This is a genomic window from Burkholderia sp. Ac-20353, from assembly GCF_017104785.1.
Classification (GTDB): Bacteria; Pseudomonadota; Gammaproteobacteria; order Burkholderiales; family Burkholderiaceae; genus Burkholderia.
Genome location: NZ_JAAGPL010000036.1, coordinates 33,750 through 58,568, shown reverse-complemented (window position 1 = coordinate 58,568; position 24,819 = coordinate 33,750). Strand labels below are relative to the sequence as shown.

The following is a 24,819-nucleotide window of genomic DNA, read 5'->3' as shown; positions in this document are numbered from 1 at the left end:
CGCTCTCGGCGTACGCCTGGGTGAAGTTGAAACACGATGCGGCAACCGGCAGCAGGATCAGGTTGGTGACGATCTTGTAGGCGACGCCCATCGATGCGGTGATGGCCAACTCGCGCACCATCGGAATTGGAATCAGCAGCAGCGTGATGAATGACACGAACGCGGTGACGAGTGCCAGCACACCCGGGATCAGCAGACCGCTGAAGCTGTGCCGCGCCGCATCGTACGAGCGATTCCCGCGAGCGATCTCGCGCACGATGAAGTTGACCTGCTGCACGCCGTGCGACACGCCAATGGCGAACACCAGGAACGGCACCAGCACCGCAAGCGGATCCAGACCGAAGCCCAGCAGCCTCAGTGTGCCGAACTGCCAGACCAGCGACGTCAGCGAGCAGACGATCAGCAGCACCGTAAAGCGCACCGAATGGCAGTACCAGTAGACGGCGAGTGCGGTCAGCAGCAGCGCGATCGCGCAGAAACCCAGCACGGCCGTGGCGCCATCGGCAATGTCGCCGATCTGCTTGGCGAAGCCGATGATCTGGATTTCGTAGCCGGCGTCTTCGAACGGCTTGCGGATCTTCTCTTCGAGCGTATGGTTGAACGCCACGTAGTCAAGCACCTTGCCCGTGCGATCGCGTTCGTTCAGCTCGGCGGTAATCATCGCGCTGTCTTCGTTGTGCGAAACGAGCGTGCCGACGTAGCCGCCGAGCGTCGTCGCGCGGCGGATCTTCGCGACGATCTCGGGCGTCAGCTGGTCCGGCGTGATCGTGCCTGAAATGATCGGCTCCGCACGGAACCCTTCGTCGGTGATCTCGTTGACGAACGCGTTCGGCGTCCAAAGCGACCGGACGCCGCCCCGATCCACGTTCGGCAGGTACGTGACCGCCTGGGTCACCTTGTACAAGCGCGTCAGCCCTTCCGGCGTCCAGGTGGAGCCCTTCCTGGCGCGCACCACCACCGTGATCCGGTTCGCGCCGAGCAGATCGTTCCGGTATTTCTGGAAAGTCCGGATGTATTCATGGCCGATCGGCATCTGCTTCTCGAAGCCGGCGTCCATCCGGAGTTGCACGGCGAATACCGCCATCACTGCGGTAAACAGGCCGATCACCACAAGCACGATCGCGCGATGGCCGAAGAAGGCCTTTTCCAGCCTGCTGACAAGACGATTGAGCACAACGTTACCCCTTCAAGTATTCCGGCGGCGCGCGATGCGCGCCGTCTCTCACCGGTTCATGCGTCAGAAATTCCGGGTGACGAACATCCCGACGAAATTGCGATCCGCGTATGGCTGCCCCACCGTGTTGTGCCCGCCGAAGAACGCCGTGAAGTTGATGCCCGCCTGCCAGACGGTCGGATTCTGGTTGAACAGCACATAGACGTTCACCGACTTCGCGCCCTGCATGTAGTTGCCCGTGAAGGTCGGCGTGTAGCCATAGAGCCCATCGGTGAAGGTCACCCCGGGTGTCACCTGCCAGCCGTGAATCAGCGTGCCGTCGTAGGTCCAGTTGAAGTCGATCGTCGCGCCCACCGAGCTCGACGTGCCCTGTCCCGTCACGATCGGGTAGCCGGCCCCCGGCCCGTTGTTCAGCCACGGCAGATAGCCGGCCGCCGGCACCTGCGTAACCGCCTGCCCGTCGATCGTGCGCGTGACGCTCGAGCCGAGCCCCGGGTAGTAGATCCACGTCAGCTCCCACGTCAGCGCGGCCGAATCCGCGCCGAGCAGCTTCAGGAACGGATACCCGCTGCGTGTCAGCGCCAGCAGTCCGTTGATGTCGAGCTGGAATTTCTTCTTGTCGGCCCACTGCTGGCAGTCGATGCCCGACACGCCGTTCGTGTTCAGGTCGAGCGGACCACCGGCCCCGAAGCAGCTCGACAGCGCGACCGCGTCACGCGGGCGATACGACAGCTCGGCGCCGATCGCCCAGTCGCCGAGCCCGAAGTTGGTACTGGCGCCGAAGAGCTGGCGGTTGCCGAGATACGACCATTGCGCAACCCCATTCGCCGTCGACGTCAGCACCGGCGCCTTGTCGATATAGTTGACGTAATACAGCGCGAAGTTCGCACCGAGGGAAGGCGGCGCGAAATTGAATTTCACGCCGAACTGCGGCCGGTATTTCGCCGGCAGCTGTGTCGAGACCGGGATGCCGATGTCGTTGAACGGCGGCCCGGCGAAGTTGCCGTTCACGAGCCCGTTCTTGATTCCGTCAAGCGTGCCCTGGTTGCGTGCCGAACCCGGCCCGCCGATCGCGTTCGCGATCGTGCCCGCACTCGGGCCGGCCACGTTGAAGTTGGTCGTATTGATCGTGAACGGTTCCGCGCCGCGGCCAAAGCCGTTCGTGGTCGACCAGAACGTTCCGACCGGCGGATAGCGGTTGCCGTTCCACTGAAACTGGTAGTAACCCTCAGTGCTGATCCCGTGCGAGAGATCCGCGGCGAAGCTCACCATCGGCGCCGGGAGCAGACCTTGCTTGAGCTGCGTGCCCGGAATCAGCAGCTTCTGGATATCGAGCGAGTTGGTCGCATTGATACCGTTCTGCGCGTATATGCTCTCACCCCAGTTGATCACCTGGTTACCGAGCCGCACGTGCGCGGGCCGCCCGTTGATCGTGAAATCCTTCTGGCCCCACAGGTCGAGCAGTTGCGCGTTGTACACCACCTGCGCCGCCGCGGTGCTCGACAGCGGCGTTCGCTCGGTGTTCTTCGCCATGAAGTCGTACATGCCGGTGCCGCGCACCATGAACTTCAGCCCTTCACTCGGCATCTTCAGCAGCAGTTCGCTGGTTGCGCTGATGTAGGTGCTGAACGGCTGCCCCTTGCGGTAGTTCAGGTCGCCGTCGTCACCAAACCCCCATTGGTTGACGTTGGCTGCCGAGCCGCAGCCGAACGCGTTCGGATCGCCGGTGAGCGAGCAGCTCGGGCTCTTGGTCCGAATACCGGCGCCTGCCGTGATATTGCTGACCAACGACCCCTGCACGCTGCCATCGCCCAGCGTGAAATCGTACCCGTAAGCGGTCGATGTCGCTGCACCCAGCACGGAAATCGAAACTGCAGTATGCCTAACGATTTTTCTCGCTTTCATGTCTCCACCCGCCATCTCCAAACCGGATGCCGGCGACGCATCCACGCGCGCCGGCTCAGTTTTTATCTACTCGACACGCGTCAGCGTTCGCTGACCGACCGCAACGTTTCTGCGGTAAAGAAGTCCGCCTTGAAGCGCGGATCATCGGCTTGCTGATACCAACGGAGGTCTTTGCCTTGGCCGATCGTCGATGAATCGGTTACATAACGCCCATTGATCAAGTCATATTGCGCGAACGGCTCGTTATCGCAGGTGCCGCCCAGCTCCCACACCGGGATCGGGTAACTCTCGCGCACCCTCCACAGCTTGCCCTGGGCGTCGTAGTCCTCGCCGGCGAGCGCCAACCAGCTATCCTCATCCAGATAGAAGACCTTCTTTGATGCAACGTGGCGCGCGGTGGTCCTGAGCGTCGCCTCCACAACCCAGACGCGGTGCGTCTCATAGCGCCGGTTAGCGGCGGCGACACCATCAGGCGTAATCACGTCGTGCAACTTCTCGTTGAATTTGTACATGCCGAAGGCGTTGTACGGCACGATCATTTCCTTCTTGCCGACAAGCTTCCAGTTGAACCGATCGAGGGAGCCAAAGAACATGTTGGCTTCATCGATCAGGTACTGGTTTTCGAAGCCGATGACTGGCGCATCGTGCGTGTAGGCCGGCATGCGGCGCACGCGCCTCTGCCCGGGGAAGTAGTAGAAGGTTTCCGGATCCTTGTTGAAGAATTGGCGCTGAACAAAGGCCTGCCCGGCCAGCGCCGGCGGCGATTGCATCTGGAAGAAGGTGCCGCTGCTGAACTGGTCGACGTCCTGAGGTGTGTGCTTGCCCGACTTGCTCGGCGGAAAATATTGAGTTGCCGTGCTGATTGCATCGATCCATTCGCTGCCCCCCGGACGTGGGGAAACCGTCGTCACCACAGACGGCCATTCAATGGCTTCGCCCCGGTACCGCATGAGATAGTTCAGAATCGCTTCGGCGCCGTTCTTCGGTTGCGGAAATGCGACCCCCGGAAGATTCGCAGTCTGCAACTGCTCGCCCGTCGAATCGAGCTTTGCCGCCGTGAAGTTCGCCTTGGAGTTCTGCGCGACGAAGTCCGGCACTTGACATTCGCGATGCGACGGATACACGTCCATCCGGTAGCCCTTCTTCTGTTTGACCAGCGCGATCTGGCCCGGTGTCAGCTTGTCTGCGTACTGGTCGATGTTCGACGCGTCGATCGAGTACAGCGGTTTCTCGTTCTTGTGCTTCCAGAAATCGCCGCGAACCTTGCCCCACTCCCAGCCTGCGTCGGGCGATTGCTTGCCGGCGTAGGCCGCTACAGCGCCGTCCTTGCTCGCAGCGCGTTCCGCACCTTCCGGGGTAAGGTCTTCCGCTGCGACAGCGCCGCCTACCGAAAGTAACAAGACGGCTGCAATAGCAGACGCAGCTCCAATTTGGTGCTTCTTCATCATCGCCTCCTTCCGATTCCACATTCATTCGCCGATCACGCCACTGGCGGACGATCGGCACTCCTTCCAATATGATCACTGACGATCCGGCTTACCTACTTCCTGACGACTCACACCCTCCCGGATCCCGCAACTGCCATTGCCCGAATTTCAACGCACAGCTCGGGAAGAGCGAGTTGCGTCACCCCGACCGCCGTCCACGCCGGGAAGCGGCTCGGAAAATATTCGTCTTTGACAGCGGAGAACAGCTCAATGTCGGCTTGCAGATTCGTGTGGAACGTCGTCAGTTCGACGACGTCGGCCAGGGTCGCCCCGGCCGCCGCAAGAATCGTCTTCAGGGACTCGAATGCGATTCGGGTCTGTGCCTGCACGTCCTCGCCAATTTTCATCTGTGCGTCGACCCCAACTTGGCCAGACACCCAGATCGTGTCGCCCACGCGGGTCGCCGGGGTGAAGTGGTAGGTATCGTGCCAAGCCAGAAACTCGGGAGGGACGATCGATTGCCGTTGAGTACCAGATGCCATGGTGCATGTACCTTCGATTAAACGAGTTGACGGAAACAAGGGTGCGCGGAACGGATCGGCGAGGTGCACGTCGCGACTCTCTTTCGCCTGCCGCCTCGCAGCCGGCGCTCTTCGATACCCAGGCTAGCGCGTATTCGACCCACTAAATACGCGTACACGACCTATTGTTAACGCGGCTTAGACCTAAGAGTAGCGCGGCACAGACCTAACATCAAGGCAAATTAAGGCAGGGAAAACACTGACTTGAGTGTCAGACCATCCGGAAAAGTTCTTGATTTCAAGGGGGTATGACCACGATGGCGACGGCGACCTGCCGACTGCAGGGTCGAGCCAGCACGGGCTTTCAATCGCGATATGACTGCAGCAGCATGCCGCCTGTTAGGCTACGCGATGGTGTATCCTCTTACGAGGTCGCGACCTATAACTTGCGATAGGTCGAAGTGAATTTCTTTTCTTAAGGGTGAGCCGACGTGCAACAAAAGGCGGTAAGGCGAGGAGCCTCGGGTGACCTTGCAGAGGCAAGATCAGAGACGGGATCGACTGCGCAGGGAAATCGAGAACTGCGTCTTGCACAGATCATCCTTGCAGCGCAGCAAACGTTTCGCGAGGATGGATATGCCGCGTTCGCTACACGCGGTGTAGCCGCGCGCGTAGGGATCACATTAGGAAACCTTCAATACTACTTTCGAACGAAAGGGGAATTGCTACGCGCGGCGCTGCACGCATACGTGTCTCAGACAATTAACGACTACACCGCCATCGCAAACCAGCCGGGCATGAGTGCTGCGCGGCGTTGCTCAGCGCTGGTAGAACGCATTTTTCTCGATATCAACGAAACCGATCTACCGAAGTTCTTGTTTGAAATATGGGCTTTCGCCCAGCAAGAGCCCTACGCTGCCGAGCTCGTTGATGACCTGTATGCCGAGCATCGAAGCACCTTCGCGAAGTTGTTATCCGAGATCCATCCGACTTTGACTCACGAAGAGTGTCTTGCTCGTGCATCGGTGATTGTCGTGCAGATGGCAGGGATCATGATATTCGCCTACAACGGCGGAGATTCGGATAAGGACTATGCTGAATCCGTTCGCGTGACAAAGCAGTCTGTAAAAATGATCGTTGACCTGTCGCCACAAGTACTGGAGAACGACGTCACGCTTCGCGGTTTGCCCAATCTGGAGACTCACGGCACGAACAGTGCGCACGGCGCCATCTTCAATTCTGACAAGGATGGCCAGGACCTGTTCGAGTTGAGCGCGCGACAAACAGGCCAGGATACGCCTTCTTACCGACCAACCGTTCAAGGGAAGCGGCGAAAGGTAAAGATCAACGAAATCGTCTCTACTGCCGCCAACCTATTGGCGGCGGAAGGATACGTGAACTTTACCCTCGCGGGTGTAGCCAGGGAGCTTGGCATTCCGGAATCCGCGCTCCGGAACTACTTTCCAACACATGATGATCTACTGCGATCGACCACGAGCGCGCTCATGCAGGTCTATCAGGACCGGTATGCGGATATTGGCAAGCCAAGCGACAAGCCAGCGTTGGAGCGACTGTGTGAGATCACGGTTGATGCTTTTGAAGAAGCTCGCGATTCAAGAGTGTGTCGATTCACGTTCGAAATACTTGCGCTGGCCCAGCACTCGGACATTACGCTAGAACTGACGAAAACGCTCTACTCGGCCTATCGGGCACTCTACGTGGATTTAGTACGCGAGCTTGACGCTTCTGCCACCGCGCGCGAATGCCACGCGCGCGCGACGCTCATCGCGGCTCAGACAGAGGGGGCACCAATTTTGTTGTTCGGCTCCAAGAAGCAACCGTTGGAGGCGAATCGCATTTTCGAGTTGATGAGAGCCGTCACGATACGCGTCGCGCAAGGCAACGTTGGCACCAAGAGAGCGACAGAGAGTGGCCAGAGGAGATCGACGGCCTAGTTGGGGCAGCGAGGGACCTCCGAATCGATACGGTTGACGTGGTCACTGTCATGGATTCCCGGCTCCGGCTATTTCGAGCGGGAAGCTGACGTTCGGCTGCTCGATGCAGTCGCTGTCAGCAATCCGCCAATTGCTGATGTAGAACCCAGCCCGCCAAAACGTCGACAAAGGCCGACAAGCCGGCGAGCGAAAACTGCTGGTAGGTGACTGCCTTCGAAGCGAAGCGGCCGTCTGAACGACACGGGCGCAAAGACGGCGAACATCGCCCTGTGGCCGATTCCGGCCAATCCGTATCGCTGAGTGGGCAGCCTCCCAGGCGTCCGCGGTCCGATCGCCCCCATACGTCCGCTTGGCTCGTATCCGGTCCCGTAAAGGCTCACCGACAACCCAGGTCGGGACCGATACGGGCGCGAACCGGCCGATCCGCCGCGCGGCTGATTGGGCCGACGACAAAGGCTGCCAGCGCCCTGTCTCAATCGACGCGATCAGACGGCACGGGATCGCGCGACGGATCGACAGGCCGACCTGCCCGACTCGCCGCGCGCCCGCTGTGCGACGATTGCGGCACGCTGCCGGTGATGAGATCGAGCGCGTTCGCGTGAGGCTTCGATGGCGGCAACGGAACGGATCACGATGACGATGCGCGAACTGGACCGATTCAAGGTCATACAGGACGTCGCGGCCGGCAAGCTCAAGCCGTGGCGCGCGGCCGAGCGATTCTTGCCGCCGAGCAAGCTCCACCGGAATATGCACGATCTCCTGACGAGCAACGAGCAACGAGCAACGAGCAACGAGCAACGAGCAACGAGCAACGAGCAACGAGCGCCCCGGTCAATTTGGCGCGCTCGCTCGCTCACACGAGCCACCTCACTCTCGCGCCCAGCCGTTCTGATAGAGCTGCCCAGCCAGCACACCAAGGCGCGATGCCAGCACGTAGTTCTCGCCATCCTCGATCAGCGCCGAACGCACGTCACGGAACAGCTTCTCGATCGGAAACTCGCGCGTGGTGCCATTGCCGCCGAACAACTGAAACGCCTCATGCGTCACCTTCATCGCTTCCTCGGTCACGCTCACCTTGGCCTGCGCGGTCGCGTATGGATGGCTCTGCGGCGACATGCGCGAGAACGCGAGGCTGCGCCGCGCGATCGCGCGCGCCATCTCCAGCCGGCGCAGCATCTCGCCGATGCGCAGATGCGTCATCTGGTGATCCATTAGCAGCGCGCCGCCCTGCTTGCGCTCGTGGCAATACGCGAGCGCAAGCTCGAACGCCGCGCGCGCGACGCCGACGAACACCTGGCACATATGCGTGCCCGCATACGACCACGTCGATGCGAGGTTGCCGAGATAATCGTCCTTCAGCGCGACCGCGAAACGCTTCGGCACCTTCACGTTGTCGAAATAGATCTCGCCCTGCGGCAGCGAGCGCTGGCCGATCTTGTCGAGCGGCTTGCCACGCGACACGCCCGGCAGGTCGAGCGGCAGGATCATCGCGATGCCATTCGTGAACGCGCTGCGCTCGCCTTCGCCATAGAACCCGTCGCCATAGTCGGCCGCCATGTACGCAAGCGCGACCTGCGCGACCGACCCGTTCGAAATCCACGCCGAGCTTTGCCCGTTGATCACGATCTCGTCGGCGCCGACTTTCGCAGTCACGTTGCCGACCGGCTGCCTGCCGTGCGCATCGAGTTCCTGCCGATACAGGATCGCCGCGTCCGACCCGCGATCGGGCTGCGTGTTCATCCAGCAGCCGACCTTGCCCGCGCACATCTCGATCAATTCCTGATTGCCGACAGTCTGCGCCATCATCAGCGGCATCGTCGCCGCGCCGATCGACACGGCGAGGCCCGAATCGCCCCAGCCGAGCTCCTCACCGATCAGCGATTCGATGCGTACGGCGGTTTCCGGCGGAAACTGCGCGATCAGCTGCGGATCGAGCCCGAGCTTCGCGCTCTCGACGATCGCGGCCCAGTACGGCGAGCCGGGCGCGATCACCTCCTCCGCCGTCATCCGGTCGAGCTCGCGGCCGATCGGCCGCAGCACGTCGCGCGCAAAGCGGTGAACCGTGTGCTGGATTGCGCTTTCCTCTTCGCTCAGCGGCGTCTCGAAGCCGGTCATGCCGACCGCGGGCAGCGCCGCGGACTTGTTCAGACGAATCATCTCCGTTCTCCTCCTGGACTCCAATCATGTCGACCCGGCAGCGGACGCGCCGGGCCACCCCACATCTAGTAATGTATACAAAACATAGGTCATAATGACAAATACAGGAAGCAAAAAAAAGACAGGGTATTCCCCTGTCTCTTCCTGAATCGACGCTGTGCGCTTCGCGCGGCTAGTTGCCGGCGGGCGCCGTCAGCGTGCCGTACGCGATCGCGCGCGACGTCGCCGCGAAATACGCGTCGAGCGCCTGCGTGTGCCGCCCGACGGTGCCGTACTGGATCGCGAGGCCATCGGCCAGCGCGATGAGCATCGTTGCCGCATGCCGGCTGTCGGCCGCGCTGAATGCGGGCGTGAGCGTGCGCACCAGCTGCGCGAGGTCGCGCGTCAGTGCCGAATACCATTCGTCGCACAGCTTCAGGCATTCGGCATCGGTCGCCGCGAACGACAGGAAGTGCCGGAACAATGCGTTGTACTTCGAATCCTTCGCATCGGCGATCGAGCGCAGGATGATCTCTTCGAACACATCGCGCGGCGACGCGTCGCTGCCGATCGCGCGCTTCATATCGTCGAGATACGCTTCGATGACCGGTTCGATAACGGCCCGCAACACGGCGAGCCGGGTCGGGAAGTAGTACTGCAGATTGCTGACGCTGATGCCCGCGGCCGCGGCAACCGCGCGCTGCGAGAATTCGAGCGGGCCGCCTTCCAGCAGCAGCTTGCGTGCAACGCGAATGATCGTGTTGCGCGTGCGCAGGCCTTGCGCGCGCAAACCTTCCGGGTTGCCGGCAGCGGCCGGGGTGGCAGTCGAAGTGCGCCGCTTTCTGCTGCTGCGCGGGTCGTTGGACACTGTCATCGTGTTCGTCGTGAAGGTGGCGTTTCGGCTTCGTCGAATGGACGCTCCGTCCCTTACGGAGCGCAAACGACTATACCCGATGCGAGCTTCATTTTCCATCGAGCCGCCCCTCTGCCGGGCGCCCCGCCGGATCCACGTTTTTCGCGTCGCGACGATCGCCGGTGCCGCTACATTGGCCGCACCTTGCGGTTCACGCGTTCGTCGAGCAGGTTCGCGACGCCGAGCATCGCATTGACCGCACACCATCGCAGCGGCTCCGGCGGCACCGATGGCGTCTTGTGCGTCAGTGCCGCGAGCAGCGGCGAGTGCCCGCCCGCGATCCGCTCGGCCAGCAGGCGCCCGACCAGCGATTGCGTGCCAACGCCATGTCCCGAGCAGCCGGCCGTGTGGAACACGTTGCCGTGCGCGCCAGCCGCGCCGACCACCGGCAACGCGTCGCCCGCGAACGAGATGTAGCCGCTCCAGCACGCGCGCACCGGCACGCTGCCGAGTTGCGGAAAGCGCGCGTGCAGCGTCTTCAGGAGCGCGCGATACGCATCGTCGTCCGGCACGTTCGGCGTCTGCGAGCCGTACACGTAATGCAGCCGCTTGGTCGTCAACAGCAGCGTATTGCGCGCGGTGAGACGGTGGCTCTCCATCGTCAGGTGCGGCGTGACGATACCCTCGCGATTCGTCCAGCCCAGCGCCGCGAGCTGCGCATCGGACAGCGGCTCGGTTTCGAGCGCCGACACACGCAGCGGCATCACCTTGTCGCCGAGCAGGCCGAGCTGCGGTGTATAGGCGTTGGTCGCGAGCACCAGCACCGGCGCGCTCGCGCTGCCGCGTGCCGTGCGAACGCGCACCGTGTCGCCTTCCTCGAATTCGAGCAGCGCGGTGTTTTCGTAGAGTTTCACGCCGGCCGCGAGCGCCGCGCGCCGCAACCCCGTCACGTACTTGCCGGGATCGAGCGTGCCGCCGCCGGGCACGTATGCGCCGAACAGGAATGCCGGCGGAATGCCGCGCTCGCGCATCGCCGCACCATCGAGAAACTGTGCGGGCGACCCGAGTTCGATGCCGATGGCCATGCTCTCGCGCAAGCGCTTCTCCTGCGACGGATGCACGCCCGCGCGGATGATGCCCGACGCACGGTAGTCGCAGTCGATCGCGTATTCGGCGAGCTTGCGTTCGACATACGCGACGCCTTCGTCATAGAAGCCGACGATCTGCTTCGCCTGTTCGCGGCCGACCCGCTTGAGAAACAAGTCGTACTCGAGCCCCTGGCCGCCGGCGAGATAGCCGGCGTTGCGCCCGCTTGCACCGAAGCCCGCGAACTCGCGTTCGAGCACGACGACGCTCGCGCCGCGCGCGGCCAGCTCCAGCGCGGTGGACAGACCGGCAAAGCCCGCGCCGACGACGATCGCGTCCGCGCAGACGTCACCTTCGAGCGGCGGCTGTGCACGCTCGGGCGGCTCGATCCATCCGCCCACGGGACGATACTTCTGCAACGCCGCATCGGCGCGGATTTCCTCGCCCCAGCGCGCCAGCGGCCCGGCCGCGTCGGCTCCCGCCGCCTGCATCGACGCCGCCGCGCCGACACCACCCGACTCCTGCGTCGTCTGCCCTGCGTGCGCTCCCTGCCCGAGCGCCATCGCGCCATGTGCATCGCCCATGCCCACCTCCGTCAGTCCCTGCTGAGAATGTGAATCGCCAGCGCGGCCTCTTCGACGCCCTGCAAGCCGCCGCCGTTCTCCTGGATCGCATGACGCGCGCCGTCCACCTGCCGCGCGCCCGCTTCGCCGCGCAACTGCGTGACCAGCTCATACAGCTGCCCGATGCCGGTCGCGCCGAGCGGATGGCCCTTCGATTCGAGGCCGCCCGACGTGTTGATCGGGATGCGTCCGCCGAGCGTGAATTCGCCGCGCTCGGCCGCCGGGCCGCCTTCGCCGAGCGGCACGAAGCCGAGGTTCTCGGCCTGGATGATTTCGCCCATCGCCGACGCGTCGTGCACTTCGGCGACGTCCATGTCCTCCGGCCCCACGCCGGCCTGCTCGTACGCCTGAAGCGCGGCGAGCCGGCCGATGTGCTTGTGCGGCTCGTCGATACGCCGCCGCGTGAAGCTGCGAATCACGCTCGCGGCGATCCGGATGCAGCGGCTGCGATCGGCGCCGATGCGCTCCAGCCCTTCCTCGGTGCAGAGGATCGCGGCCGCCGCGCCGTCCGACAGCGGCGCACACATCGGCAGCGTGATCGGGTACGTGATCGGCGCGGCCGCCAGCACCTCGTCGATCGTGAACGGCTGGCGGAACTGCGAGTACGGGTTGTGTACCGAATGCCCGTGGTTCTTCGCCGACACGGCGGCGATCTGCCGCTGCGTCGTGCCGTACGTGCGCATGTGATACCGGCACATCGCCGCGTAGATCTTCATGAAGCGGCTGTACGGGCGGTCGGATTCCGACCCGGGCGGCGGCTCGATCCCTTCGCCGAGCCGCGCGAGCGTCGCGAAATTCTCGTCGACACGCGACACGTCCCAGCCGGCCTCGAACAGCGCGAACGATTTCGCCTTGTCCGCGACGTTCATCTTTTCCGCGCCGAGCGCGAGCGCGACGTCGCACGCGCCCGACTGCAGCTGCCGCACAGCGAGGTGCACGGCCGTGCTGCCGGACGCGCACGCATTCTCGACGTTGAACACCGGGATGCCTTCGATGCCGATCTTGCTGAACACGACCTGGCCGGGAATCGACAGCTGCCCCTGCAACGCACCGTTGGTGATGCCCGCGTAGAAAGCCGCGCCGATCGCGTCGGCACAGCAGCTCGCATCCTGCAGCGCGCCGCGCAGCGCCTCGCCCGCGAGATCGTCGAGACTGCGTTCGAGATGCCGGCCGAATACGGTCATCGCAATGCCGGCGATGTAGATGTTGCTCATGATGTGTCGCTCGTAGAAAGTAAGCTCAGATCCTGCGTTGCTGGCCCTGCCAGTACTGCTCGCGCAGATCCTTCTTCAGCACCTTCCCGGCCGTGCTGCGCGGGAGCGCGGCGACGAAGTCCACGGTCTTTGGCGCCTTCACCGAACCGAGCTTCTCCTTGCACAGCGCGACGAGCTCATCCGCGCTCACCTGCTGGCCAGCATTGAGCTCGACGACGGCCTTCACGGCCTCGCCCCACTTGTCGTCGGGTACGCCGATCACCGCGCAGTCCTGCACGGCCGGATGTGCCCAGATCACCTGCTCGATCTCGCTCGGATAGACGTTGAAACCGCCGCTGATGATCATGTCCTTCTTGCGGTCGGTGATGTGCAGATAACCGTCGGGATCGAGATGGCCGATATCGCCGGTGTGCAGCCAGCCGTCGACGATCGTCTCGGCCGTCTTGTCCGGCGCGCGGTAGTAGCCCTTCATCACCAGATCGCCGCGCACGCAGATCTCACCGGTCTCGCCCTGCTTCAGGACGTCGCCGCGCTCACCGACGATCTCGACGCGCACCAGCGGGTTCGGGCGGCCGACCGACGCCAGCCGCGTGTCGGACGCCAGCTTGCCGTCGACGAAATGCTCGGCCGGCGTCAGGTACGAGATCGACGCGGGCGCCTCGGTTTGCCCGTAGCCGCCCGTCATCACCGGGCCGAACACGTCGATCGCGCGCTTGAGCTTCTCGACCGACATCGGCGCGGCACCGTACAGGAAGTAGCGCAGCGACGAGAAATCGACCTTGTCGATGCCGGGGATGTCGAGCAGCCGGTAGATCACCGTCGGCGGCAGGAAGAACTCCGTCACGCGATGCTTCACGATCGCGCCCAACAGCAGCGCGGGGTCGGGCTTCGGCAGCACGACCACCGTGCCGCCGCGCGCGGTGCACGGCAGCGACAGCATGCCTGCCGTGTGCGTCATCGGCGCCGCGGCGAGATTCACCGGGCGCGCGTCGCCGTACGTCATCGCGATCATGAATTGCGCGAAGTACGTCTGCAGCGAACGGTGCGTGTTCATCACGCCCTTCGGCGCACCGGTCGTGCCGCCCGTGGCCGACAGCGCGACGACGTCGTCCATCGCGTAATCGACGGCTGGCAGCGTCGCCGGCTGGCGCTCGCTCCACGTGGCCAGCGACGGCGCCCACGGCAGGTCGGCGTCGAGGCACACCCACAGCCGGATCTTCGGCAGGCTCGGCCGCAGCGCGTCGATCGCGGCCGCGAACGCCTGGTGGAAAAACAGCACTTCGCAGTCGAACGCATCGAGCACGTACTGGTTCTCGGCCACCGCGTTGCGGCCGTTCACCGGGATGTACGCGAGCCCGGCGCGCCACATGCCGAGCGCGCAGCTCCAGCCGATCACGTCGTTGTCAGCCCACACGGCCGCCTTCGCCTCCTTCGTGAAGCCGGCGGCAATCAGCCCGTTGGCGATGCGGCACGACAGCTCGCCGATCTCCTGGAACGTATAGCTGCGGTCGTCCTGAATGTAGGCAATGCCGTCGGGATTGAGGCGCCACCCGCGGTCGTAGAAATCGATAATGGCCATGTCACAAGTTCCGTTGGGTCTGTTCCGGTGCGGCGGCGGCCGTCACAGTTGCGTGATCGTGGCGCGCGCGAGACCGCGCTGTTCGAGGAAGCCGAGCAGGTAGCGATGGCCGAATGCCTTCGAGCCCGACGCGAAGCCCGTGCGCGCGACGTCGCCGTCGAGCAGCTTGAGCACGCCGGCCGCGTGAATCGCGCCCGTCGAGATGTATGGCGTGATGCCGTGCACGGTCGCGCGCACCGACGCGAGCTGGCCGCGGCCGATCGCGAAATCGACGCTGCGCTGGATCGTCGTGCGCTCGCGCGGCGGCATCGTCGGCGTGGTCGACGCGACGACCTGCTTCAGCACCGCGTCCTGCTGCTCGCGCGGCAGGTGCTTGTATTCGGCTTCCCACTTCTGCCCGAACTGGTGCACCAGCTTCATCACGTTGTTGTCGTAGAAGCCCACGCACGAGATGCAGCTGCGCACGCGTGCATCGCGCTCGAAGTAGACGGGCAGCGACGTGCCGCCCCACGGCAGGCAGAACACCGGCTGCATCAGTTCGGGCGTCGCGACGGTGAACGATGCGTCCGGTGCGTGCGGAACGAGCGCCTTCTCCCACAGGTAGCAGGAGTCGTGGCGCGCGCCGTCGAAGATCGTCGCGGTCGAGCCGATGCTCACGCCGGCCGCGCCGCGCGGGCCGCGCGTCAGCGTGGCCGTTTCCAGCGCATCGATGCCCGGCGTTTCGAGCGCGAGCTCGGCGGCGATCTCGGCGAACGTGTACATGTACGCATTCGACGACGACACCAGCAGGCCGGCCTGGCGGTACAGTTCGCCGAACTGGTCGCGCACGTTGCGGATATACGACTGTTCGCCCGTCGTATCGAGGTGGTGACAGCCGGCCTTCAGCGCGGCCTCGACGCCGACGAGCCCGAAGCTCGAGAACGGCCCCACCGTATTGCACACCACCTTCGCACCGCTGAATGCCTTCACGAGCGCATCGACGTCGTGCTCCGCCTCGATGATTTCGTATTCCGCCGATTCGAGGCGCACGACGCGCTGCGCCATCATTTCCTTCGCGCGGCCCGCGTTGCGCGCAACCGCCGTAAACGGGATGTTCTGGTCGATCAGCCAGTCCATGATCAACATGCCGGTATAACCGCTTGCGCCATAAACGACGACGGGGTGCTTAGCCATGGTTGTCTCCTGAAACGTGAGTTGTCAAAAACCGGTTCGGTCCAAAGTCGGGTACTGCCGCTTCACATCCGGGGGGTGTTTCGTTTGTAGAACACATCACCAATGTTAGGTCACTATGACAAAGTAAACGGCAAAGAAAAAGGCAGGGTATTCCCGGCCCTGACGCGCTGCGCGCATCATCGGGCCGCTCCGTCCGGCGACAGGCCGGCCAGGTAGTGCGCAAGGGCGCGCGTATCGTCGCCGGACAGCGTTGCGGCCACCCCGTTCATCGCGCCGGTCGGATCGTGCCGCGCTCCCGACCGGAAGGCCGACAACTGCATTTCCAGGTAGAGCTGCCCCTGGCCCGCGAGGCGCGGCGCCGGATCCTTGCCCGTCAGCGCCGCGCCGTGACACGCGCGGCAGCTTCTGGCCTCGACCAGCGCGATCCCGCGCCGGTCGAGCGCGGCGTCGGCCGGCACGGCCTCGTTGCGCGCCGGTGCCTGCCGCGCGAAATAGGTCGCCAGCGCGTGGATCCTGGCGTCGTCGAGCTCGCGTGCGAGCGGTCCCATGTATGCGTTGCGCCGCCGGTCGCTCGCGAACGCGCGCAGTTGCGCGGCGATATACGTCGCCGGCTGCCCGGACAGCGACGGGTACCCCGCGTTCCGCGACTGGCCGCGCACGCCATGGCAGAAAAAGCACATCTCCTGTTGCTGCGGCCACGCGCCGCCGTTGGCCTTGTCGGCTGCGCCGATCGCGGCCATCGCCTTCTGGTAACGCATGCCGTCGACGAGGTCGGGGCCGTAGCACGCGCCTGCGGCCAACACGCCCGCCACCGCAAGCGCGACGCCGATCATCAGGGTTCGTTTCATTCACGCCTCCCCGCCACGGCCGGCCAGCTTGCCGAGCGCCTGCAGCGCCGCGCGGTGCCCGGAGCGCACCGCGCCGTCCATCGCGCCGGGCCACAGGTCGGCCGTTTCGGTGCCCGACCAGATCAGCCGGCCGGCCTCCGGGCGCAGGTACTTACCCCATTTCGTCCAGAAACCGGGCGGCAGCGGGTGTATGCACTGCAGCGTCCACGGATCGACGCGCCCCCAGTCGTAGTCGTGGAACTGCGTGGGGTGCAGCGCCTTGTCGCCGAGCGCGCGTGCATAGATGGCCGACAGCATCCGTTCGGCCGCCTTCGGTTCGGCCGGCAGCGCACCCGGCGCGACAAACGCGGCGAGCACGCCGACCGAGCCGTCCGGCGGCGAGTTGTCGTACGCCATGAAGACCGGGCCGCCAACTTCGAAGATCTGCCCGTTGTAGCCGTCGTTGCGCCAGAACGGCCGGTCGTACACGTGTACCGTCTTGCGCATCGGCGCGTTCGCCGGCCAGTTCCGCTGCAATTGCGCGCGGCCGTCGGGCAACGGCGGATCGAACGCGATCTGCTGGCACAGCGCCGGATTGAGTGCGACGATCACGCGCCGTGCGCGAAGCATGCCGCGATCGGTCTGCACGTCGACCACGTCGCGATCCCAGCCCGAGATCTTGCGCACCGGGCAGGACAACTGCACCTTCGCACCGAGTTCGCTCGCCATCCGGACGCTCAACACCTGCGAGCCGCCGACGAACCGCGTCTCCTGTGCGCCGCCCTTGATCGATTCGAGTTTCGCGTAGTCGCAATCGGCGCTGTTGATCATCGACAGGTAGTGCAGCAGCCCGAGCTGCGCCGGTGCGCCGCCGAGCGACAGCTTCGCCGCGAGGCCGAGGAAGTAGCCGTCCTCGTAGGTAACGCCCTGCTTGAGCAGCCAGTCGCCGTAGGTCAGTTTGTCGAACTCCGCCGCGTGCTGCGCGGTCCACGGTTCACGGGACGGCACGCCGCGTGCAAGCGCACCGAGCTTCGCGCCGATCGCGTCGTCGCCACCCGAGCCGCCGTGGAAATCCTGGGCAACACGGGCATCGCCGGCCAGCACGACCGTCTTGCCCGCGTAATAAGTCGGGAACGTATCGACACCGAGTTCGCGCGCGAGATCGGCGATCGCCGTCTGGCCGGGGCCAATCCACTGGCCGCCGGCCTCGGACACCACGCCTTGCCCGAGGTCGTGGTTGTAGGTCCGCCCGCCGACGCGATCACGCGCCTCGACCACGACGAATGATCCGCATCCGGCGCGCTTCAGGTCGCGCGCGGCAGTCAACCCGGCAAGCCCCGCGCCGATGACGACGACATCGAACACGCCGCGATCGGCGAACGCCGACGCCGCCCCTTCGGCGAACGACACCTCGCCAGCTGCGAGCGACGCGGCACCCGCGGCCGCGACGCGCAATATCCGCCGCCGGGCCTGCGGGTCCGGCTTGTACTTGCTCTTCATTTTGCGTACTCCATCGTTCCTTGCTTTTCTGCGGATTCAACTCACGGCGCGGCCAGCACGCCGTCCTGCGAAAACAGCACCGGCTTGCCACGAGCATCGATCAACGCGGCGGTGAGCGTCGCGCGATCCGCACGCTGTGCGACGTCGAACGGGCCGCCCGCCACGCGCTGCGTCAGCACGAGGCCGTCGAGCCCGACACCGGTCAGCCCGCCGTCGGTGGCGACCAGGTCGGTAATCGAACTGCGCGTGCCGGTGTGCTGTGCGGCCCACGTCGTGCCGCCGTCGCGGCTCTCGAACAGGCTGCCGAGCAGCCCGCCCACCACGATCCGGCCGTCGGGCATCGCGACGCCCGACCACAACGTGCCCTTGCCGCCCGTCGGCAGATAAGTCCAGTTCGCGCCCCCATCGGCCGACTTGAGCACCATCCCCTGTTCCGACGCGACGTAAAGCGCGTGCGCGGCGTCGGCAAACACGTGATAGAGATTGCGGTCGGCCTTGCCGCCGCCCGGCGGCTTCGGCAGCGTTGTGCGGGCCCACGTCTTGCCGCCGTCATGGGTCTGCAGCATCAGCGACCACAGGCCGACCGCGATGCCGTCCTGCGCATTCGTGAACAGCACCGAGAACAGCGGCTGGTCGACCGACGTATCGAGTCGCTGCGTGATCCACGTATCGCCGCCATCGTCGGACGCGAGAATCGCGCCCCACTGGCCGACGGCCCAGCCGTGCTTCGCATCCGCGAACGACACGGCCGACAGCGTCGCCGACACCGGCACGCGTCGTGCCTGCCGCCAGGTTTTGCCGTCGTCGTCGGACAGCAGCACGATGCCGTGTTCGCCGACCGCGACGACCCGCGACCCGGCACGCGCCGCGTCCATCAGCATCATGTGTGTCGGCGTGGCCCACGCGTGCGCGGGCTTCGCGGCCCAGGCCGCGACCGTTCCGTCCTGCGCTTGCGCGAAGGCCTTCGCGGCGGCGCAGAGCGCGATACAGGCAACTAGCGTCTTGATCATGGATGAGCCTCTGTAGTGGTGTGCGCGGGCATCAGTGACTGAACAGGCCCGGTGCGCGGGCCGGCTTGCGGCGCGGGAACCAGCGTTCGAGCAGCGACGCGAGCGCAGGCAGCGCGGTCATCGCCATCACCAGGTTCACGACGAACATGAATGCGAGCAGCTTGCCCATGTCGGCCTGGAACTTGAGCGCCGAGAAACTCCACGTCGCGACGCCGATCGCCAGCGTGATGGCCGTGAAGATCGTCGCGACGCCCACTTCGAGCATCGCGTGCTGCACGGCCTTCACGATGTCCTGGCCGCCCGCGAGATGCACCTGCAGCCGGTTGTAGATATAGAACGCGTAATCGACGCCGATGCCCACTGCCAGCACCATCACCGGCAACGTCGCAACCGTCAGCCCGATCTGCAGCTCCTTCATGAACCAGTAGCCGATGAAGGTCGCGACCGACAGCGGCACGCAGCACGCGAGCATCGCGCGCCAGTCGCGGTACGCGAGGAACACGAGAATCAGGATTGCGGCATACACGTAGAGCATCATCGGCAGCTCGCTCTTCTCGACTTCGTCGTTGGTCGCGGCCAGCACGCCTGCATTGCCGGCAGCCAGCCGCACCGTGATGCCCGGGAACGGATGCGACGCGCGGTACTGCTTCACGTCGTCAAGGATCCGGTTGATCGTCGTCGCCTTGTGATCGGTCAGGAACAGGTGCACGGCCGTCATCCCGCAATCGCGGTTCATGAAGCCCTTCACGCGCGACACGTCGACCGACACCGCACCGTAGTTCTCGCCGTCGATCGGCACGACGTTCATCTTCGGGAAGTCTTCGTTGTAGCCCTGGTTGTACGCGCGCAGCATCGCCGAATACGACTGCACCGATACGACGCCCGGCTCGGTTTTCATCGCGGCCGAGAAGTCGTCTTCGTACAGCCCGACCGCCGGGTTGTTGCAGGCCTTGCCGTTCGATTCGATCGCCACCGTCAGCCAGTCGAGCCCCATGTCGTAGTTGCCGGCGATCGACGTCGCATCGCGGTTGAAACGTGCGTCCGCGCGCAGTTCCGGCGCGCCCGGTTGCAGCGTGCCGATCACGCGGTCGCAGCTTTGCCAGGCGGCGAGCGCGAAGATCGCCACCGTCAGCGCGACCGTCACGCTCGCGTACTTCGGTTCGGCCACGCGGGCCAGCACGCGCAGCGGCTTCGCACGCTGCTGCGCGCGCTTCAGCGAGTTGTCCGCATAGGTTTTCGTGAAGTTGAAGCACGACGCGGCGACCGGCAACAGGATCAGGTTCGTGACGATCTTGTATGCCACGCCGAGCGATGCGGTGATCGCCAGCTCGCGCACCATCGGAATCGGGATCAGCAGCAGCGTGATGAACGACACGAACGCCGTGATCAGCGCAAGCACGCCGGGGATCAGCAGGCCGCTGAAGCTGTGCCGTGCCGCATCGAACGAACTCTGCCCGTGCGCGATCTCGCGGACGATGAAGTTCACCTGCTGCACGCCATGCGACACGCCGATCGCGAACACCAGGAACGGCACCAGCACCGCGAGCGGATCGAGGCCGAACCCGAGCAGCTTCAGCGTGCCGAACTGCCACACGAGCGACGTCAGCGAACACGCGACCAGCAGCACCGTGAAGCGCGCCGAATGGCAGTACCAGTACACCGCGAGCGTGGTCAGCAGCAGCGCGACCGCGCAGAAGCCGAGCACGGCCGTTGCACCGTCGGCGATATCGCCGATCTGCTTCGCGAAGCCGATGATCTGGATCTCGTACCCGGCATCCTCGAACGGCTTGCGGATTTTGCTTTCGAGCAAATGATTGAATGCGACGTAGTCGAGCACCTTGCCGGCGCTGTCGCGCTCGTTCAGCTCGGCCGTGATCATCGCGCTGTCTTCGTTGTGCGACACGAGCGTGCCGACATAGCCGCCGAGCGTCGTTGCGCGGCGCACGCGGGCCACGACGTCCTGCGTCAACTGGTCGGGCGTGACCGTGCCGGGAATGATCGGCTCCGCGCGAAAGCCTTCGTCGGTCACTTCGTTGACGAACGCGTTCGGCGTCCACAGCGAACGCACGCCGATCCGGTCAACGTTCGGCAAGTACGTGACGGCCTGCGTGACGTCGTACAGCCGTGTCAGCCCCTCCTTCGACCAGATCGACCCGTGCTTCGCCCGCACGACCACCGTGATCCGGTTCGCGCCGAGCAGGTCGTTCCGGTATTGCTGGAACGTGCGGATGTACTCGTGCCCGATCGGCATCTGCTTTTCGAAACCGGCATCCATCCGCAGTTGCACGGCGAACACGGCCATCGCAACGGTGAACAACGCGATCGCCGCGAGCACGAGCGCGCGATGACCGAAGAAGAACCTTTCCAGGCGAACGACCAGACGATTGAGCACGACGTTACTCCCTCATGTATTCCTGTGACGTGCGACGCACGCCACCTGCCATCCCGCCACCGTCAGAAATTCCGCGTGACGAACAACCCGACGAAATTCCGGTCCGCGTACGGCTGCCCCACCGTGTTGTGGCCGCCCCAGAACGCGGTGAAGTTGATGCCGGCCTGCCAGTTCGGCGGGTTCTGGTTGAACAGCACGTAGACGTTCACTGACTTCGCGCCCTGCATGTAATTCGCGGTGAACGTCGGCGTGTAGCCGTACAGCCCGTCGGAGAACGTCACGCCCGGCGTGACCTGCCATCCGGAAATCAGCGAGCCGTCATAGGTCCAGTTGAAGTCGATCGTCGCGCCCACCGAGCTCGACGTGCCCTGGCCCATCCCGATCGGATAGCCGGCCGCCGATCCGTTGTTCAGCCACGGCAGGTAGCCGGTCTGCGGCACCTGCGTGACGGTCTGCCCGTCGATCGTGCGCGTGACGCCGCTCGAACTCAGCCCCGGGTAGTAGATCCACGTCAGCTCCCACGTCAGCGCGGCCGAATCGGCGCCGAGCAGCTTCAGGAACGGGTATTCGCTGCGCGTCAGCGCGAGCAGCCCGTTGAGGTCGTACTGGAACTTCTTCTTGTCGACCCATTGCTGGCAGTCGATGCCCGCCACGCCGTTCGTGTTCAGGTCGAGCGGGCCGCCCGCGCCATAGCAGCCCGACAGCGCGACCGCATCGCGCGGCCGGTACGACAGCTCGGTGCCGATCGCCCAGGGCCCGAGCCCGAAGTTCGCGCTGACGCCGAACAGCTGACGCCGGCCGAGATACGACCATTGCTCCGTCCCGTTCGCGAGCGACGCGAGCACCGGCGACTTGTCGGTGTAATTCAGGTAGTAGAACGCGAAATTTGCATCGAACGAACGAGGCGAGTAGTTGAACTTCACGCCGAACTGCGGCCGGTATTTCGCCGGCAGGTTCGTCGTGCTCGGCAAGCCGATATCGTTGAACGGCGGCCCGGCGTACGCACCGTTCACGAGCCCGTTCTTGATCGCGTTGAGCGTGTCCTGGTTGCCGGCCGCGCCCGGTCCGCCGATCGCATTGGCGATCGTGCCCGCACTCGGGCCGGTCACGTTCAGGTTGCCGGTGTTGATCGTGAACGGCTCGGCGCCGCGACCGAACCCGTTCGTCACTGACCAGTACGACCCGACCGGCGGATAGCGGTTGCCGTTCCACTGGAACTGGTAGTACGCCTCGGTGCTGAACCCGTGCGACAGATCGGCCGCGAAGCTCGCCATCGGCGCCGGCAGCAGCGCCTGCTTGAGCTGCGAGCCGGGAATCAGCAGCTTCTGCACGTCGATCGAGTTCGTCGCGTTGATGCCGCTCTGCGCGAACATGCTCTCGCCCCAGTTGATCACCTGGTTGCCGAGTCGCACGTGCGCGTTGCGCCCGCCGATCGTGAAGTCCTTCTGCGCCCACAGGTCGAGCAACTGCGCGTTGTAGACGACCTGCGCAGCCGCCGTGCTCGACAACGGCGTGCGGTTCGTATTGCCGGCAAGGAAGTCGTACATGCCGGTGCCGCGCACCATGAACTTCAACCCTTCGCCCGGCATCTTCAGCAACAGCTCGCTGGTCGCGCTGATGTAGGTGCTGAACGGCTGGCCCTTGCGGTAGTTCAGGTCGCCATTGTCTGCGTAACCCCACTGGTTGGTGTTCGCGGCCGCGCCGCAGCCGAATGCATTCGGGTCGCCGGTGAGCGAGCAGCTCGGGTTCTTGGTCCGGATCCCGGCGCCGGCCGTCAGGTTCGTGACCCACGAGCCCTGCAGGTCACCATTGCCCATCGTGAAATCGTAGCCGTACGCGCTCGACGCCGCGGCACTCGTACCCGCGACCGCAATCAATACCGTAGCATTCCTGATTATCCGTTCCGCTTCCATGATTCGCTCCACCCCTGTTCGACGCCGGCGCGTCGCTGTGCGCGCCGGTCCTTGTGTTCGTCAGTCGACTCCCTTCAACGCTCGCTGACCGAGCGCAGCGACTCCGCCGTGTAGAAATCCGACTTGAAGCGCGGGTCGTCCGGCTGCTCGAGCCAGCGGATGTCCTTGCCCTGACCGATGGACGACGCATCGAACACGTATCGGCCGTTGATCATGTCGTACTGCGCGAGCGGCTCGTTGTCGCAGGTGCCGCCGAGCTCCCAGACGGGAATCGGATAACTCTCCCGCACCTTCCACAACTTGCCCTGCGCGTCGTAGTCCTCGCCGACGAGTGCGAGCCAGCTGTCCTCGTCGAGATAGAACACCTTCTTCGACGCGACATGGCGCGCGCTCGGCTTGAGCGTCGCCTCGACGACCCACACGCGGTGCGTCTCGTAGCGGCGGTTCGCGGCGGCAAGACCGTCGGGCGTCGCGACGTCATGCAGCTTGCCCTTGAAGTTGTACATGCCGAACGCGTTGTACGGGACGACCATTTCCTTCTTGCCGACCAGCTTCCAGTTGAACCGGTCGAGCGAGCCGTTGAACATGTTCGCCTCGTCGATCAGATACTGGTTCTCGAACCCGATCAGCGGCGCGTCGTGCGTATAGGCCGGCATGCGTCTCACGCGCCTCTGACCCGGGAAGTAGTAGTAGGTTTCCGAGTCCTTGTTGAAGTACTGCCGCTGGACGAAGGCCTGCCCGGCGAGCGCGGCCGGCGAATTCATCTGGAAGTAGACGGCCGCGCTCAACTGGTCGACATCCTGCGGTGAGTGCTTGCCGAGCTTGGCCGACGGGAAGTAGAAGGCCTGCGGGCCGAACGCGTCGATCCAGTCGCTGCTGCCCGGACGCGGCGCAATGGCGGTCACGACCTGCGCCCATTCGACGCCTTCGCCGCGATAGCGCATCTCGTAGTTCAGCATCGCTTCCACGCCGCTCTTCGGCTGCGGGAACGGCACGCCCGGCAGCACGGCGGCCGCGAGGTTCTCGCCGGTCGAATCCAGCTTCGCCGCGGTAAGGTTCGCCTTCGAGCTCTGCTCGGCGACGTCCGGCAACTGACATTCGCGATGGGACGGGTAGACGTCCATCCGGTAGCCTTTCTTCTGCTTGATCAGCGCGGCCTGCCCCGGCGACAGCTTGTCCGCGTACTTGTCGACGTTGGCCGCATCGATCGAAAAAAGCGGCTTCTCGTTGCGGTGCTTCCAGAAATCGCCGCGCACCTTGCCCCACGCCCAGCCCGCATCGGGCGACTGCCGGCCGGCATAGGCCGGCACCGCGCCATCCTTGCTCGCCGCGCGATCGGCACCGGTCGGCGTCAGGTCGTCCGCCGCCGCCGCGGTGCCGATCGCGATACATGCAGCGGCCGCGATCGCCGACACGGCCCAGAATCTCTGCTTCTTCATCTCGGTTCTCCTTCCCACTCCGCCTTCGCTCGCCCGTCGTGGACGAAGCGCGTTCGCTGCGATCGCCATCATCGGCCGACGATGGCGTCGCT

The 24,819-nt window shown here is 64.7% G+C and carries 17 protein-coding genes; 1 reads left to right on the top strand and 16 read right to left on the bottom strand.

The window, feature by feature from the left end; genetic code table 11:
- The 4 genes from G3N94_RS13920 to G3N94_RS13905 form a co-directional block, all read right to left on the bottom strand.
- Positions 1-1,174: MMPL family transporter (locus tag G3N94_RS13920; protein WP_205792968.1), on the bottom strand; the 1,174-nt coding region annotated here is incomplete at its 3' end.
- A 63-nt stretch (positions 1,175-1,237) separates the two neighbouring features.
- Positions 1,238-3,079: a DUF1302 domain-containing protein gene (locus G3N94_RS13915; RefSeq protein ID WP_205792967.1), complete on the bottom strand. Its 1,842-nt coding sequence runs from the start codon at positions 3,077-3,079 to the stop codon at positions 1,238-1,240.
- Positions 3,080-3,159: 80 nt separating this feature from the next.
- Positions 3,160-4,527, bottom strand: a complete 1,368-nt coding sequence (locus G3N94_RS13910; protein ID WP_205792966.1) for a DUF1329 domain-containing protein — start codon at positions 4,525-4,527, stop codon at positions 3,160-3,162.
- Between the two features lie 107 nt (positions 4,528-4,634).
- Positions 4,635-5,048, bottom strand: a complete 414-nt coding sequence (locus tag G3N94_RS13905; RefSeq protein WP_205792969.1) for a RidA family protein — start codon at positions 5,046-5,048, stop codon at positions 4,635-4,637.
- 470 nt (positions 5,049-5,518) lie between these two features.
- Here G3N94_RS13905 and G3N94_RS13900 point away from each other — a divergent pair, with 470 nt between their 5' ends.
- On the top strand, positions 5,519-6,982 hold the full coding sequence (locus G3N94_RS13900) for a TetR/AcrR family transcriptional regulator (protein WP_205792965.1): 1,464 nt from the start codon (positions 5,519-5,521) through the stop codon (positions 6,980-6,982).
- Positions 6,983-7,849: 867 nt separating this feature from the next.
- Here the strand turns inward: G3N94_RS13900 and G3N94_RS13895 are convergent.
- The 12 genes from G3N94_RS13895 to G3N94_RS13840 all read right to left on the bottom strand — a co-directional run bounded on the left by G3N94_RS13895 (position 7,850) and on the right by G3N94_RS13840 (position 24,727).
- Positions 7,850-9,139, bottom strand: coding sequence for an acyl-CoA dehydrogenase family protein (locus tag G3N94_RS13895; RefSeq protein ID WP_205792964.1), 1,290 nt, complete (start codon positions 9,137-9,139; stop codon positions 7,850-7,852).
- A 172-nt stretch (positions 9,140-9,311) separates the two neighbouring features.
- Positions 9,312-9,992, bottom strand: coding sequence for a TetR/AcrR family transcriptional regulator (locus tag G3N94_RS13890; protein ID WP_205792963.1), 681 nt, complete (start codon positions 9,990-9,992; stop codon positions 9,312-9,314).
- A 167-nt stretch (positions 9,993-10,159) separates the two neighbouring features.
- Positions 10,160-11,641 carry an FAD-dependent oxidoreductase gene (locus G3N94_RS13885; RefSeq protein WP_205792962.1) on the bottom strand — a complete coding sequence of 494 codons (1,482 nt, stop codon included), beginning with the start codon at positions 11,639-11,641 and terminating at the stop codon, positions 10,160-10,162.
- Positions 11,642-11,652: 11 nt separating this feature from the next.
- Positions 11,653-12,894 (bottom strand): thiolase family protein, encoded by a 1,242-nt coding sequence (locus tag G3N94_RS13880; RefSeq protein WP_205792961.1) that lies wholly within the window; start codon positions 12,892-12,894, stop codon positions 11,653-11,655.
- 25 nt (positions 12,895-12,919) lie between these two features.
- The gene (locus tag G3N94_RS13875) at positions 12,920-14,473 is read right to left on the bottom strand and encodes an AMP-binding protein (RefSeq protein WP_205792960.1); all 1,554 of its coding nucleotides are present in this window, start codon (positions 14,471-14,473) and stop codon (positions 12,920-12,922) included.
- Between the two features lie 42 nt (positions 14,474-14,515).
- Complete coding sequence (locus G3N94_RS13870) at positions 14,516-15,646, bottom strand: DUF5938 domain-containing protein (RefSeq protein ID WP_205792959.1); 1,131 nt, start codon at positions 15,644-15,646, stop codon at positions 14,516-14,518.
- A 176-nt stretch (positions 15,647-15,822) separates the two neighbouring features.
- Positions 15,823-16,494: a c-type cytochrome gene (locus tag G3N94_RS13865; RefSeq protein WP_205792958.1), complete on the bottom strand. Its 672-nt coding sequence runs from the start codon at positions 16,492-16,494 to the stop codon at positions 15,823-15,825.
- On the bottom strand, positions 16,495-17,973 hold the full coding sequence (locus G3N94_RS13860) for an FAD-dependent oxidoreductase (RefSeq protein ID WP_205792957.1): 1,479 nt from the start codon (positions 17,971-17,973) through the stop codon (positions 16,495-16,497).
- A gap of 41 nt (positions 17,974-18,014) precedes the next feature.
- The gene (locus tag G3N94_RS13855; RefSeq protein ID WP_205792956.1) at positions 18,015-18,983 is read right to left on the bottom strand and encodes a YCF48-related protein; all 969 of its coding nucleotides are present in this window, start codon (positions 18,981-18,983) and stop codon (positions 18,015-18,017) included.
- A gap of 31 nt (positions 18,984-19,014) precedes the next feature.
- Positions 19,015-21,375: an efflux RND transporter permease subunit gene (locus G3N94_RS13850; protein WP_205792955.1), complete on the bottom strand. Its 2,361-nt coding sequence runs from the start codon at positions 21,373-21,375 to the stop codon at positions 19,015-19,017.
- A 62-nt stretch (positions 21,376-21,437) separates the two neighbouring features.
- A complete protein-coding gene (locus G3N94_RS13845; protein ID WP_205792954.1) occupies positions 21,438-23,288 on the bottom strand; it encodes a DUF1302 domain-containing protein in 1,851 nt (616 codons plus the stop codon).
- Between the two features lie 74 nt (positions 23,289-23,362).
- A complete protein-coding gene (locus G3N94_RS13840; protein ID WP_205792953.1) occupies positions 23,363-24,727 on the bottom strand; it encodes a DUF1329 domain-containing protein in 1,365 nt (454 codons plus the stop codon).
- Positions 24,728-24,819 lie beyond the last annotated feature (92 nt).